The 14,140-nt window shown below is 71.7% G+C and carries 10 protein-coding genes; 2 read left to right on the forward strand and 8 right to left on the reverse strand.

Features of this window, described 5'->3' with window-relative positions:
- Nucleotides 1-82: 82 nt before the first annotated feature.
- The 4 genes from THESUDRAFT_RS03130 to THESUDRAFT_RS03145 all read right to left on the reverse strand — a co-directional run bounded on the left by THESUDRAFT_RS03130 (nucleotide 83) and on the right by THESUDRAFT_RS03145 (nucleotide 7,609).
- Nucleotides 83-1,105, reverse strand: coding sequence for an ABC transporter permease (locus THESUDRAFT_RS03130; protein ID WP_006903267.1), 1,023 nt, complete (start codon nucleotides 1,103-1,105; stop codon nucleotides 83-85).
- Entirely contained in the window at nucleotides 1,095-2,441 is a 1,347-nt protein-coding gene (locus tag THESUDRAFT_RS14910) for an ABC transporter ATP-binding protein (RefSeq protein ID WP_006903268.1), read from the reverse strand. The genes THESUDRAFT_RS03130 and THESUDRAFT_RS14910 overlap by 11 nt, the downstream gene beginning before the upstream one ends.
- Nucleotides 2,438-5,467, reverse strand: coding sequence for a hypothetical protein (locus tag THESUDRAFT_RS03140; RefSeq protein WP_006903269.1), 3,030 nt, complete (start codon nucleotides 5,465-5,467; stop codon nucleotides 2,438-2,440). Before THESUDRAFT_RS03140 ends, THESUDRAFT_RS14910 begins: the two co-directional genes overlap by 4 nt.
- A gap of 384 nt (nucleotides 5,468-5,851) precedes the next feature.
- Complete coding sequence (locus THESUDRAFT_RS03145) at nucleotides 5,852-7,609, reverse strand: amidohydrolase (RefSeq protein ID WP_006903270.1); 1,758 nt, start codon at nucleotides 7,607-7,609, stop codon at nucleotides 5,852-5,854.
- A gap of 359 nt (nucleotides 7,610-7,968) precedes the next feature.
- On the opposite strand from THESUDRAFT_RS03145, the gene THESUDRAFT_RS14180 reads away from it, so the two are divergent.
- Entirely contained in the window at nucleotides 7,969-8,412 is a 444-nt protein-coding gene (locus tag THESUDRAFT_RS14180; RefSeq protein WP_006903271.1) for an acyl-CoA dehydrogenase family protein, read from the forward strand.
- Nucleotides 8,413-8,527: 115 nt separating this feature from the next.
- Nucleotides 8,528-9,112 (forward strand): DUF2726 domain-containing protein, encoded by a 585-nt coding sequence (locus THESUDRAFT_RS03155; protein WP_169328700.1) that lies wholly within the window; start codon nucleotides 8,528-8,530, stop codon nucleotides 9,110-9,112.
- A 194-nt stretch (nucleotides 9,113-9,306) separates the two neighbouring features.
- Here the strand turns inward: THESUDRAFT_RS03155 and tnpB are convergent, their stop codons facing one another.
- Genes tnpB through THESUDRAFT_RS03175 form a run of 4 tightly spaced genes read right to left on the reverse strand, consistent with a single transcriptional unit; the run spans nucleotide 9,307 to nucleotide 14,077 of the window.
- Nucleotides 9,307-10,575 (reverse strand): IS607 family element RNA-guided endonuclease TnpB, encoded by a 1,269-nt coding sequence (tnpB, locus tag THESUDRAFT_RS03160; protein WP_156821699.1) that lies wholly within the window; start codon nucleotides 10,573-10,575, stop codon nucleotides 9,307-9,309.
- Nucleotides 10,576-10,610: 35 nt separating this feature from the next.
- The gene (locus THESUDRAFT_RS03165) at nucleotides 10,611-11,705 is read right to left on the reverse strand and encodes an AMP-binding protein (RefSeq protein ID WP_006903274.1); all 1,095 of its coding nucleotides are present in this window, start codon (nucleotides 11,703-11,705) and stop codon (nucleotides 10,611-10,613) included.
- A 36-nt stretch (nucleotides 11,706-11,741) separates the two neighbouring features.
- Nucleotides 11,742-13,298, reverse strand: coding sequence for an acyl-CoA carboxylase subunit beta (locus THESUDRAFT_RS03170; protein ID WP_156821700.1), 1,557 nt, complete (start codon nucleotides 13,296-13,298; stop codon nucleotides 11,742-11,744).
- Nucleotides 13,295-14,077 (reverse strand): SDR family oxidoreductase, encoded by a 783-nt coding sequence (locus tag THESUDRAFT_RS03175; RefSeq protein WP_006903276.1) that lies wholly within the window; start codon nucleotides 14,075-14,077, stop codon nucleotides 13,295-13,297. Before THESUDRAFT_RS03175 ends, THESUDRAFT_RS03170 begins: the two co-directional genes overlap by 4 nt.
- Between the last annotated feature and the right edge of the window lie 63 nt (nucleotides 14,078-14,140).

Genomic DNA, 14,140 nt, shown 5'->3' on the forward strand with positions numbered 1-14,140 from the left:
GCCCGACCCCCTCCCCTTGACTCGGCTTCCCTTCCCTCGCCTTGCCTGCCCCTTCCTCCCCCTTCCTTCCCTTCCCGCGGCCTCAGCCTTCCGCCCGGCGGCGGTTCAGCAAGAGGGTTGCGGCCGCCGTCAGGACGAAGGTCACGAGCAGCGCAATGGCGACATAAAGCCAGAAGTAGCCATCGGCCCCCAGGTAGGCCGCCACCCGAGCGGCTACCGTCAGGCGGTTCTGCGCCGGTGTCAGGGGGGCCACCGGCGACGGGGAGGGCGGCACGGCGATGCTGCCGGCAATCCAGTTCCAGGCTTCGAGCAAGGGCGAGCGCATGGCGTAGAGCAGCGCCAGCACCGGGCTGGCCACCTCCACGGCCAGCGGGCCCACGGGCTGGGGCGGCAGCGGGCCGTAGGGCGGCCCCTGGCGCAGGGCGTTGAGCAGGGTGCGGCTGATCAGGGTCAGGATGACCCAGCCCGAGGCCGTGGCGTACGTGGCGATGACCGCCGGGATGGTCCGGCGGAACAGGGTGGAGAAGAACAGGCCCAGGGCGGCCCAGGCCAGGCCGCTGGCGGCGAACACCGCGCCGACCTTCAGCAGCGTGCCGGGATCCACCGCATTGAACCGGAACAAGGGCAGGAAGACGGGAAAGGAGGCCACCACCAGCCAGAGGGAGAGGGCGACGGCGGCCACCAGCTTGCCGGTCATGATGCGCCACGCGGGCAGCCGGGTCGTCAGGAGCACGTCCAGGGTCTGCCGCTCCCGCTCGCCGCTGATGGCGCCGGCGCCCGAAGCCCCGGCCACGGCGCCGGTGAGCACCAGTTCCGCCAGCATCATCGCCTGGAAGAGCAGCCAGCTGACCTCATAGGGGCTGGCGTGGAGCCTGCTGGCCCGGTTGATGCCCGACAGCACCACGCCCAGGACGAACACGGCCGCCACCACGGCCACGTAGGCCACCAGGAGGACCACCGTCCGGCTGCGGCGCATCCGGGCCCGGAACTCCAGCTCGATGATGGGGTTCAGCGGGGTGGGTGCCAGGAGACCGCCCAGTTTCTGGCGCAGCGCCTCTCGCCAGGCCGCTTCCTTGACTCGCCAGGCCGCCTCCTTAGCGGGCACTGCCGCCACCTCCCCTTCCACGCCGTCGCCAAGGCCGCCAGCTCCGCGCCCCTGAGGCCACGGGTCCCAGGGGTTCCGCCCGCCTGCCGGCCCCCTCCCCGCCGCCGGCCTCCCCGCCGCCGGCTTCCCCCCGCCCGCCCCCCGGCCGGCCGGCTTCATCCTGACCGCCAGGGCCGGTGGGCCCGGCAGAGCCGCCCGCCAGGGTTTCGACGGCATGGAGGAAGGCCTCTTCCAGGCTGCCGCCCAGCTCGGCCAGGTGGCTGACCATCAGACCCGCCTCCACCAGCCGGGCGTTGGCGGTGGCCAGGGTGGCCGGTCCGCCGGCGAAGTCCAGCACGCCCTCGACCCGCGAGGCCCCTGCAGCGGCGGGCTCCATCTCCACCCTGGTCACCGCCGGCAGGCTGGCCAGGACTTGGCGGGCCCGGGCCGCCACGGCCTCGGGGTCGTCCTGGGGCGGAACCAGCAGGTGGAACCGGGCCGACCGCCGCCGCACGGCGGCCAGCACCTGGTCCATGGTGCCCGAGACCAGCAGCCGGCCCCGGTGGAGGATGCCGATGTGGGTGCAGAAGTCGGCTAGCTCGCTCAGGATGTGGGAGCTGACCACCAGAGTCTTGCCCATGGCCGCCAGCTCCTTCATGAGCTCGCGGAACTCGATGCGGGCGGCCGGGTCCAGGCCGCTGGCCGGTTCGTCCAGGAGAAGGACCTGGGGGTCGTGGATCAGGGCGCGGGCCAGGCCCAGGCGCTGCTTCATGCCCCGGGACAGGCCGTTGACGGGCTCGCCTGCCTTGCCCGCCAGGTCGACCAGCTCCAGCAGGGCATCGCGGCGGCGCCGGGCCGCCGGACCCCGCAGGCCGTAACAGGCGGCGTAGAAATCCAGGTACTCCGTGACGGTGAGGTCGTCGTACACCCCGAAGAAGTCCGGCATGTAGCCGATGACGCCCGCCAGCTCGCTGCGCCGGCGGGTCACGTCGACCCCGCACACCCGGGCCTCGCCGCCCGAAGGGTCGAGCAGGCCCGCCAGGATGCGGAGGCAGGTGGTCTTGCCGGCGCCGTTGGGACCGATGAACCCGTAGATCGCCCCCTGGGGCACCACCATGTCGATGCCCACCAGGGCCTCGACCCGACCGTACAGCCGGCGCAGGCGGCGGGTGACGATGGCGGGCTCCCCCCGGCCATCCCTCCCCCCGGGCTCGCCGCCACCGGCTTCATGGCCGCGGGGCCCGCTGCGATCGGACTCGCCACCGCCGGCGGCTGCATGACCGCCGAGCGCCGGCCCGGCGGGCTCGGCCTTGGCGTCCTGCGGACCGTGCCGCCGCGGCGCTTCCTGGGTGCTCACGGGCTCACCTCCAGCGAGAGGACCGGCCGGCCCAGGACCATCTCCTCACCCTGCGGGCCGGACAAGCGAACCAGCAGGCGGCCCCCGGGCGGGAGGAAGCGGCGCAGGGCTTCACCCTCGACCACCACCTGATCGCCGGTCACCGTGACACCGCTGGCCACCCAGGATGGGGCGTCGGGGGCCAGGCCACCCTGAAAGGCCTTGACTGGTACCCACCGGCCGGCGCTGAAGTCGTAAACGTCCACGGCCACCTGCGCCGAAGCCGGCGGGGCGGAGAACCTGCCACGGTACTGCAGCTCGATCGCCAGCCGGCGGGCAGCCGCGGTGACGGCCGCCGGTGGCCGCCACTCCATCACCGCCTCGCCCGAGCGCAGGCGTACGGTGTCGGGATCCGGCACGAAGACCTCGCTGGCCCGCAGCGACCGCGTCATGGCCGGCCAGATGGCGTTGCTGGCGGTGAAGGCCGGCAGCGGTCTTTCGGTGGCCGGGCCGGTGGCGGCTCCTCCGGGTCCACCCGCCTGGGGAGCGGCTGGTGCTTCGGTGTCCAGGCCGGGTGCGGTGACCGGTGCCAGGAGCAGCGTGTAGCCGTTGGGATCCCACTGGGAGGGCGGGATGGCCTCGGATCCCCCCGTCCCGGATCCCCCCGCCCCGGGGGACGAGGGCGGCACCGCACCCCCGGTGCGACCGGCCACCACAGGAGTCCCCTGGATACCCGCCACCAGCACGGCGTCACCAGCGACGGCAGGCAACAGCGATTCCAGGGCCTGTTCAAGGCGGGCCCGCTGGCGCAGGGTGGCGATGTCCGCCCCCGAAGCCGGCCCCGGCGCGGCCAACCCGGCCCCCGGCACGCCGCTGCTCAGGCTGCCCGGCACCAGGCTGCTCGAGGGGGTGGACGGCCGGTCGAAGACCCGGACGTCCTGCACCGCCTGCTCGCCCGGGTTCAGGTCGCCGAAGCGCGCCACCACCCGGCCCCCCTGCAACAGCAGGACTCCCGAAAGCCGTACGCCAAGGCCGTTGGTGACCTCCACGCGCCAGCGGCCGCCTCCGGCGGGGAACCACCGGGCTACCAGCCCTCCCGCCGGGCGTCCGGCGTCGAGCTGCAGATCCAGGTGGGCTGCCACGGGGATCACCCGTCCGGCCGAGGCGGGCCACGTCACCTCCAGTCCCCGGGGGGTGACCTCCGCCTCGAGGGTGCGGTTGTCCGCCGGCCGGTCGAAGGGGCCAAACCCCATGCCGGCATCCGGTGCGGTGACCAGGGTCCCGTTGCGTAAGACCAGCTGGGCCCTGCCGCCGGGGCGGTAGGCGGAGACCATCCCCGCCCAGACCCCCCGGGTGCCCGTTTCGTCCAGGAGGAGGAACCCGGCCCCGGTATGGGGGACCCCGCGGCCCGCCAGGCTACCGCTGGCGTACGACGCCCCGATGACCAGGAGGGCCAGGGCGGGGACCACCACCCAGGCCCAGGGGCGGCGTCGCTTCCGCCCCAGCCACCGGAAGGTGAGGGGACCGATGAGAAGGAGGTAGGCGACCACCCCGCCGACCAGCACCGCCGTGGAGGGGAACTGCAATCCCGGAAGATCCTGGGCGCCGCTGCGCCAGAGCTCCACCACCTGCCAGGGGGCCTGGTGGGATCCGAGGGCGCGCAGCAGCGCCTGCACCAGGAACCGGTACCCGCCGGCGTCCAGCGTGGTGGGCATGTCGACCGGCGCCGGCACCCCCGAGGCCCCCGGCGTCATCATCCCCATGCCCACCTGGGCCGCGACGGACGTGGCCAGCCGGGTGGAGGGCGGGCTCAGGTCGCCTCCCAGCCAGCCGGCCAGGGCGTTCGGGGTCCCCGGCCAGCTGAGCCAGGGCTCGGCGTCGAGCCGGGTCGACCAGGCATAGACCCGGCCAAAGCCTACCCGGGCGACGGATCCCAAGGGGGTCGAACCGGCGCCGGCGGCCTCGCCGGCCTCCCCGGCTCCGGCGGCTTCGCCGGTGCCGCCGGCCTCGGCGACAGGGGCCGTCCCTGAGGGCCGGAGCCGGGCGGCCACCACCGGCGTGCCGGCCGGCGGGGCCGGGGTTTCGGGGTCGATGGACCGGGCCCACATGGCCGCCTCATCGAGGGGGCCGGTGGTGGTGCTCCCCGTCACCTCCCAGGGGAAGGCCTTGGGGCCCAGCAGCTCCGCCAGGGCGGTGGCGTCGGGTCCTGTGCCCACCAGCAGCGTTCCGCCCAGCTGGACCCAGGTGACCAGGGCGCTCCGCTGTTGCCCGTCCAGCCGGCGCAGGGCCGCGGCACCCTCGACCACCACCAGGTCGAAATTGGCCCAGCCCACCGTGGTGCGGGGGCTCAGCTGCGGATCGAGGCGCTCCACGCTGGCCGAGCCGCCGCGGGGCACAGGAAGGGCCGCCAGATAGGGGATGTCGCGCTCGGCCAGGAGGGCGATGAGCACGTCGGCGGGCCGCCCGCGACCCACGGGCAGGGGGGCGAAGGCCACCACCTGGCCGCGTTCGTCCCGCAGCCGGACGTCAAGGCCCATCGTGGGGGTCTCCCGGGGGCCGGTGGCCACGGGCACGATCACCGTGCGGGTCGCTCCGGCGGGAACCTCTACAGGCTGGCGCCAGCGGACGGCATCCACGAAGGCCTGGCCCCGGCCCGGTGGGGTGATGACGGGCGGTGCAGGCGAACCGAAGGAAGGGTCGAAGACCACCCCCGCGATCTCCAGGGTGCCCCGGAAGGTGCCCGGACCCGGGTGGGTGATGGAGACCTGGGCGGGCACCCACGGGCCGCCCACCGGTTGCCGGCCGTAACCGGCGGCCACCTCCAGCCGCGGTTTGTCACCGGTCGAGGCGGGACCCCCGGGAGTGGCCGCCTCAACCAGGGGTGGCCAGGCACCGGAGGCTGCCGGCGCAAGGGCCAAGGCGACGCTCGCAAGCAGCGTGGTCAGTACCGCCAACAGGATCGCCAGGACGGCCTCGATCCGTCCCCTGCGCGGGAGGGGACCGGCGTGCTGGTCCCGCTGGTTCAACTTGGTCAATCCCAGGTCCATCGCCCCCTCCGAGGCCGTTCCCCCTGCCGGTGGCCGGCACCGGTGGCCGGCCGGCCGCTGGCGCAGGCGGCCCGCCGCCTCCCTCTGCCGTTCGCCTTCCAGGGCTCCAAATCCTGTAATAACCCAGGGCGATTTCTCGCTCCTGGCGCCGCGCAAGGCACGGCGAGGGATGCACGGCGCCTGCCAGGAAGGATACGGCTGCGGGACAGCTGCGCGTGATCCGCTGCGTCCGCCCTCATGCATGATAGACGGAGGGCGCCCCGCACCCGTTCCCGGCTCCGCAGCGGCTGCCCACCGGCTCCCACCGGCTGCTCACCGGTTCCCGGCTTCATGCGGGCGCGGAGGCAACCCCGCCTGGGCCGCCGGCTGCGCCGGCTAAGCCGGCTAAGCTTCGTAGACCCGCTCGCCGTCCAGGTACGTGGCCAGCACCCGCACCGCGTCGAGCTCCGCGGCGGTGTCCGGTCCGGCCGCCAGCACGTCCCGATCCAGGACCACGAAATCCGCCGCAAAGCCGGCTTTGAGCTGGCCGGTGCCAGGGATCCGGGTGACCCGGGCCGCCTCCCGGGTATACAGGGTCAGGGCCACATCCAGGGGGATCGCCTCGTCCGGACCCAGCACCATCCCGTGGGATGCACGCCGGGTGACGGCCATCTTGAGGTTGGCGAAGGGGCTGGCCGGGTCGGCCCAGGAGGTGGCCGGGGCGTCCGATGACATGGCCACCTGCACCCCGGCTGCAAGCATGGACCGGAGGGCGTAGGCCCGCGACGCCCGTTCCGGGCCCAGGTTGCTCAGGTAGCTTTCGACCTCCGCGAACAGGAAGATGGGCTGGGGGACGAAGGCGATGCCCGCCCGGGCCGCTACCGCCATGGCTGCGGGGGAAGCCAGGGTGGCGTGCTCCAGGCGGATGGAGGGGCCGCCGTCCAGCCAGCCCGGGCCGTCCGGCCGGCCCGGCAGGCGGGCCAGGGTGTTCACCACCAGGTCGATGGCCCGGTTGCCCATGGCATGGACGGCCAGCTGCACCCCGAGCCGGCGGGCCGCGGCTGCCGCTTCCAGAAGCTCGGCCGCGGAGGTCATGGACAGGCCGGAATCCTCGGGGGAGGGGGCGCCCGAAGCGCTGAAGGGCGGGTCGACCCACGCGGTGCGGCCGGAGATGCTCCCGTCGGCAAAGACCTTGATGCCACCGGCAGCCACCGGCTGGCCGGGCCCCGGCAGCGCCTCCGGCCGGAGGGCGGAGGCAGGCTCATCGCGGAGGTGCTCCCACAGGTAGTAGAGCACCACCCGCTGCCGCAAGCCGCGGGCGTGGGCGTCCTGGTAAAGGGCCAGGTCGTCCACCGGCCGGCGCCGGGCCATCATGTCGGTGATCCCGGTGATGCCCCGGGCGAAGAGGAAGGGACTGAGGTCGGCCAGCATCTGGGCCCACGCCGCGGGGGGCGGGGTGGGGATGCGCTCCAGGACCAGGTACCGGGCCGACTCCCGCAGGATGCCGGTGGGCTCGCCGTGTTCGTCCCGGTCGATCCGGCCACCCGGCGGGTCCGGCGTCTCGCGGGTGATCCCCGCCAGCTCCAGGGCCTTGCTGTTCACCGCCACCACGTGGTAGCAGATGCGGGTCAAGACCACGGGGACATCGGAGGCCCCCCGGTCCAGATCCCGGCGGGTGGGGGCCCGGCCCTCGGCCAGCTTGCCCTCGTCGTAGCCCCAGCCCAGGATCCAGGGCAGGGGACCGGACGAACCGGCGTGGCCGGATCCGGGCGCGGGCCGCCCGGCCTCCCGGCCGAGCTGCTGCCGCCTTCGCCGCACGGCCTCGATGATGTCGCCGACCGAACGGGCGGCCGGAGGCAGGCAGGCAATCTGCTGGGCGGTTTCGGCAAGGAACAGGGGATGCATGTGGGCATCGATGATGCCCGGGATCACCCGGCGACCCTGCAGGTCGACCCGTTCCACGCCGGTGCCGGGGTTGGCGTCCGTTTGCCGGCCGATCCAGAGGATCCGGCCGTTGGCCACGACCATGGCGTCGGCCTCGGGCTGGTCCGGGTCGGCGGTGAAGATGCGCCCGTTGTAGAAGTAGCGGGCGGGCTGGGCTGGGCTGGCGGCCTTATGAGACGGAACGGGGCCGGATGGCCCTGGGCTCGAGGGCGGGTTCATGACCAACCTCCTTGGTTGACCGTTCAGGCGCACAGGCGCAGGGCAGGTGCTCCCGATCGGAGGAGCCCCGGCCTGGGGAAGAGCCTTCGACACCGGAGCGGTGAATTCCTGAAGCGGTGGGGGCCACCGCTGGCGGTGAAACTAGCACAGCCGGGCCAGGTCCGGGGAACCTCCTAAGATTCGCAAACCCAGACCTCCGGCTTTCCCGCCATGCCGCCGCCACCCGGTGGCCGGAGAAAGGAATTTCCATGGGGACGTGGAAAGGAGCGGAAGCGCAACCGGCGACGCATTCGATGGTGTCCCGGGGGCTTCACGGGCCACCGGGCAGGGCCACCGGCTGACCGCGAGGGAGACGCAGAGTGCAGCAACAATCCTACGCCTATGGCCTGAATCACTGGGACGTGAATCCAGACCTGCGGCAGGTCCTGGCCTGCAACTGGCCCGAATACACCAGCCACCAGGCCGATTCGCCGCGGTTCGGGGAGCTGCCGGGCCGCGACGTCCGCGAGGTCGCCTACCACTTGGAGGTCCTCACCGTATCCCGGCTGGCCAACGCCATCGCCGGCATCGGCATCGCCCGCAAGGCACACCTGGAGGTGCTCGAGCGGGTGCGCCGGCGCCGGTCCTTCGTCCGGCCCCTGGTGGACCACCCCCCGATCCGGCGAGACCTGACCGCCATGGCCGCCCGCCTGGCCGGAGGACTGGTGCCAGGCTTCCATGCGGCCCGCCGCTTCCAGGGGGCGTGGGAAGAGCGTCCTCCCTACTCTCCCGGTACCACCATGCCCGCTTCCTGTCCCAGCTGACCAAGAACCGCACGGCCGACCACGCCTTAGCCTGGGGCGGCTGCCGGGGGAAGTCGGGGCTCGCGGAGGGTGCCGTAGTCCGGAACGGCCTGATCTGGATCAAGGGGGCGATATGGTGAAGCCGTGGATCATGCTGGTCATTGTGCTTGCCGTGGCGATGCTGGCCTTGGTCCGGCTGCGGGAAAGGACCCCGGCTCGCAAGCTACCGTTTCAAAGGGTCGCGTCGTTGCTCACCCCTGCGGAAAAGCAGTTCGTCCAGGTGCTGGACCAGGTCGCAGGCGGTCGTTACCGGGTGCTGTCCAAGGTGCGCTTTGCCGACCTGTTCACCATTCAGGCGTCGGGGAAAGACTGGTGGCAAGCCTTTGGTCGTATCAGCAACAAGCATATCGACTTCGTCCTCGCCGACCCGACCTCCTGGGCACCGCTGCTGGCCATCGAACTGGATGACTCGTCCCACAGCCGGCCCCAGCGCCGCCAGCGGGACGAGCTCGTAGACCAGATCTGCCGGGCAGGCGGCCTGCCCCTGCTGAGGATTCCGGTACGGAAGCGCTTGAGTCCCGAAGAGGTCGGCGCGGAGATCGCCCGGCAGATCAGTTCATCCGAGGGGCTTCCCACCCCGGCAGATCCCCACGCGGTGACGGCAGCACAGGCGGAGACTGCTGCGTCGTCGGACGCTCCAACCGCCGGTCGTCGCCGGTAACCCGCCGGGTGGCCGGTCAAGAACCGGCCACCCGGGCGCGCAGAACGTGCTTAAGGACCTTCCCCGTCGCGTTGCGGGGCAACTGGTCCATCACATGCAGCTGCTTGGGGATCTTGAAACGGGCCAGCTTCCGTTACCTGAAACATCGTCATCTGTTTCAGGCAGCCGATCCTTGCGGATCGGCGGTGCCGGTCTTACCCGGCCATGCGCCGGTGCCGGTTTCCCGCTTCCTCCGGGATCGCCTGCCTTGCGGCAGGTCTTCCATCCCGTCCACGGGCGTTTTCCGTCTCCGGACCACTCCCGGCGACAGCGGCCGCCAGGGCCGCGAGATTGCGGGCTGCGTTTTCGTCCCGGTCGAGCACGAGCCCGCATTCCTCACAGCGGAAAACGCGCTGCGAAAGCGGCAGCGACGGCTTGACCGCACCGCACCGGGAACAACGCTTGCTGCTGGGATCGAAGGGCGGCGCTTCGACCAGGACCGCCCCGTGCCAGGGACACTTGTAGCTGAGCTGGCGGCGGATCTCCGCCAGGGCCGCATCGGCCAGCACCCGGGCCAGCCGCCGGTTCTTCAGCATGCCCGCCACGTGCAGTTGTTCAACCACCACCACGCCGTAGGTGCTCGCGAGGTGGTGTGTCAGCTTGTGAAGGGCATCCTGGCGGAGGTTCCGGGCCCGCGCATGGAGCCGGGCCAGCCGGCGGCGGGCCTTTTGCCACCCCCGGCTGCCCTTCTGGCGGCGGGCCAGGGCGCGGTTCCACCGGGCGATCTTCCGGAGGGCTTTCTCAAGCGGCCGCGGGTTCGGCCACACCTCGCCCGTCGAAAGGACCGCCAGGTGCTTGACGCCCGCATCGACGCCGACGACCTTCCAGGGGAACCGGGGCCGGCCCGGCGGCCGTTCCACCTCGCAGGTGAAGCTGACGAACCACCGGCCCCCTTCCCGGGCGACCGTGGCGGACAGGATGCGAGCCGTTCCCGCTTCGATGCGCCGGAGCAGGGCCGTGGCCGGCTCGTGGGTCTTCACCCGCCCGATCCGGGGCAGGACGACGTGGCTTTGGTCGTCCACCCGGATCGCGCCGGTGGTGAACCGCACCGACTCCCGCCCTCGGCCCTTCTTCCGGAACCGGGGGAACCCCACCCGGCGCCCCTTGCGTTCACCCTTGCGGCTTTTGGACCAGTTCTGCAGGGCCCGGGCCAGCCCGTCCAGCCCGGAGGAATAGGCTTCCTTCGAGTTCTCCCGCCACCAGGGGGCGACGAGGTGCTTTTGCCGGTTCCACTCCCGCCGCAGGGCCGGAAGGGTCCATGGCACCTCCACATCCTCGCCCCGGTCGCGGGCGGCCAACCGTTCCTTCACCAGCACCAAACCCCAGTTGAAGGCAAAGCGGCGGGCGCCCACGTGGGAGGCCAGCGCCCGTTCCTGGCGGGGTGTGGGGTCGAGGGCAAAGCGGTACGCCTGCAACACACGCACGGGCAGGCCCCCCAAAATCATCCAAGGACAGCATATCAGAACATATGTTCCGTGTCAAAGAGTGCGGCCGAGGAGCGAAGGGAGGAGATGCGAAGATTTGATGACGTTGGGCGAGAAATGATAAGAAACGCATTAGCTGTTCTCAGCCCCTCGAGGAAGCGGAAGCCGCGGGACTGGAAGAACTGGATCACGGTGAGCGGGCAGGGGGCACCTCCGGAGACCAGGCTCCGCAGGCTGGCCAGGTCGTAGCGATCGAAGCCGGGAAGCCACATCAAGGCCTGCCACATGGCCGGCACCAGGAACAGCACCGTGATCCGTTCCCGTTCTACCAGCTCCAGGGTCCGCCGCGGGTCGAACTGGCGCTCTAGCACCACCGTGCAGCCCTTGAACAGGGCCGGCAGGGTGTAGACGCTCAGCCCGCCGATGTGGAACATGGGTGCCACCGTCAGCACCACGTCCCGGGTCTCCAGTCCTTCCTCGTTGAGGAGCATGTTCACGGCGTTCCACACCGAGTTGCTGTGGGTAAGGACCGCCCCCTTGGGCCGCCCGGTGGTGCCGGAGGTGTACATCATGAGATGCGGGTCAAAAAAGCTGACCTGGGCTTCAGGCTCGCCGGCGGCCGGCAAGTGGGGTTCCAGGAGGGCCTCATACTGCAACGGCTGGCTCTCGGCCGAAGCGGGCGGGTTCGTGCCGGCGACGGGGCCGTCCCTTGCCTCGACCCGGGCCCGGACCGCCGTGCCGGCTACGGCGTGCCGGGCAAGCGGCTCGAGGAGAGCGTCGTAGTACAGCACGCAAGCCCCCGAGTCCGACAGGATGAACTGGACCTCCGGCGGCGCCAGCCGCAGGTTGATGGGCACGGCAATGGCGCCCAGCTTGGCGGCGGCAAAGAGCACCTCCAGGAACTCGCAGCGGTTGGGCATCAGGATGGCCACCCGGTCGCCCTTCCTCACCCCCAGCCCAGACAGGGCGTGGGCCAGGGCGTTGACCCGGCGGTTCAGGTCGCGGTAAGTGAAGCGCCGGGGCCCGTCGACCACCGCCACCTTGTCCGGGTACAGCAGGGCCGCCCGGGCGAGCAGGTCGCCCACCCGGGGCGGCTCCATGACCACCCCACCCGACACGTACGCCCCCATGATCGCACCCCCATGCGATCCAAGACGATCCTGGTGTCAACTCAGGATGGTGGCGTGCTTGCGCCTCGGCAGCTGTACCTCCCGGTTCTCGAACTGCTCGAAGTAGCGGCTCACCTCCCGGCGCAGGTCCCGCGGCGGGATCAGGTCGTCGACCACCATCTCCGCCGCCAGCCTGGTGATCTCGTAGCCCTTGCGGTACTCCGCCCGCAGGGCGGCCACCACCCGGGCCCGCTCGGCGGGGTCGGGGATGGCCTGCAGGCGGTTGAAGTAGACCGCATTGATGGCCGCTTCCGGGCCCATCACGGCGATCTCCGCCGAGGGCAGGGCCAGGGTCACGTCGGGATTGTAGGCAGGCCCGGCCATGGCGTAGATCCCCGCTCCGTAGGCCTTCCGCACCACCACGCACACCTTGGGCACCGTGGCCGACGAGGTGGCGAAGATGAACTTGCGCCCGCGCCGCAGGATCCCCGCCCGTTCCACCGCCGACCCGGCCATGAACCCCGGCGTGTCGCAGAGATACAGCAGGGGGATGTTGTAGGCGTCGCAGATCCAGACGAACTCGGCCCCCTTGTCCGACGACTCGGGGAAGATGGCCCCGCCCCGCACCGCCGGCTGGTTGGCGACGATCCCCACCACCCGGCCGTCGATGCGGGCGAAGCCCGTCACCAGCTCGCCGGCGTAGGCCGCCTTGACCTCAAGAAAGCTTCCTTCATCCACGATGGCTTCGATCAGGCGCCGTACATCGTAGGGCTGGTTGGGATCCTGGGGGATGATGGCGTCGATCTCCGCAGGATCCCGGGCCGGCGGCCGCGGTTCGCCCCGGGGCGGGCGCTCGTCGCAGTTGTCGGGCAGGTAGGAGAGGAGCCGCTTGACCAGATCCGCTGCCTCTTCCTCCGACCGGGCGACAAAGTCTGCCGAGCCGCTGACCGTGGCGTGCATGCGGGCGCCGCCCAGTTCTTCCGGCGAGACCTTCTCCCCCGTCACCATCTGCACCATGCGGGGGGAGGCAATGGCCATGGCGGAGCCGGCCATCATGATGACGAAGTCGCAGAACACAGGGGTGTAGGCGGTCCCGGCGAAGCACGACCCGTACAGCACCCCGATCTGGGGCACGACACCGGACATGATGCTGTGGTAGTAGAACAGCCGGCCGCCGCTGTAGCGGTCGACGTGGTAGCCGCCCGCCTCGTCGATCCGCGCCCCCGAGGAGTCGACCAGGTAGAGGATGGGCCGCCGTGCCCGCATGGCGGCCTCCTGGGTGCGGATGAGCTTTTCGCCGTGGTAGCGGCCGATGGAGCCGGCCTTCACCGTGTAGTCGTTGGCGGCGAAGAACACCAGCCGCCCGCCGATCCGCCCGGTGCCGGTCACCACCCCGTCGGCCGGCAGCTCGGGATCGCCGGCCCTGGCGAACTCGCCGAACTCGGTATAGGGCTCGCCGTCGTCGAAGAACAGGCGCAGCCGGTCGCGGACGAAGAGCTTGCCCGCCTCCCGCTGCTTCTCGTGGCCTCGTTCGGGACCCCCGCGCTTGATGCGTGCGAGCTCCTGAAGGATGCGGGCCTCCCGTTCCACCGCCTCGTGACCTCCTCCGCTCATGCCATGCCGAACAGCGTGGCGCCCCCGTCCAGCGTCAGGCCGCCGTCGCACACCAGGGTCTGGCCGCAGAGCCAGCCCGCGTCGCCGGTGCAGAGGAACCGGATGATACGGGCCACGTCCTCGGGGGTGGCCACCCGCTTGCGCGGGGTGGCGGCCACCAGCCGGGCCGCCACCTCGTGCCAGCGGTCCCCCGCGTAAAAGCGGGCGGAGTCGGTCTCCACCGGCCCGGGACAGACGGCGTTCACGTTGATGCCCAGGGGGGCCAGTTCCACCGCCAGGTAGCGGACCAAAGATTCCATGGCCGCCTTGGCCGCCCCCAGGATGCCGTGGCCGGGGATGAACCGGATGCTGTCGTATCCCGACACGGCGACGATCTTCCCCTCCCGCCCCTGCATGAGGGGGACCGCCGCCTGGACCATCTGGATGAAGGCCTGGACGGTGATGGCAAAGGTCCGCTGGATGTTGTGCGGCCCCACGGCCAGGAGGGGCTTGAAGGCCGTGGCGGCGGCATTGGCCACCAGGATGTCCAGGACCCCGGCCTCCTCCCGGATGCGGTCCATCATGGCCGCCACTGCCTGGGGGTCTTCCAGGTCCGCCCGGACCGGGATGCCGCGCCCCCCGTCCCGGGCGATGGCCTCGGCCACCCGGCGGGCGTCCTCCCCTCGCTGCTTGTAGTGGACGAAGACCGTGGCTCCCTCGCCACCCAGGGTGCGGGCCACCGCCTCGCCGATGCCGCGGGAGGCGCCGGTCACCAGGGCCACCTTGCCGGCAAAGCTCATGCCCATCCTCCTCTTGTGGCGCTGCCCGTGTACGGGTGGTACCGCCCGTGTACGGCACGGCCG

The organism is Thermaerobacter subterraneus DSM 13965, from assembly GCF_000183545.2.
Taxonomy (GTDB): domain Bacteria; phylum Bacillota; class Sulfobacillia; order Thermaerobacterales; family Thermaerobacteraceae; genus Thermaerobacter; species Thermaerobacter subterraneus.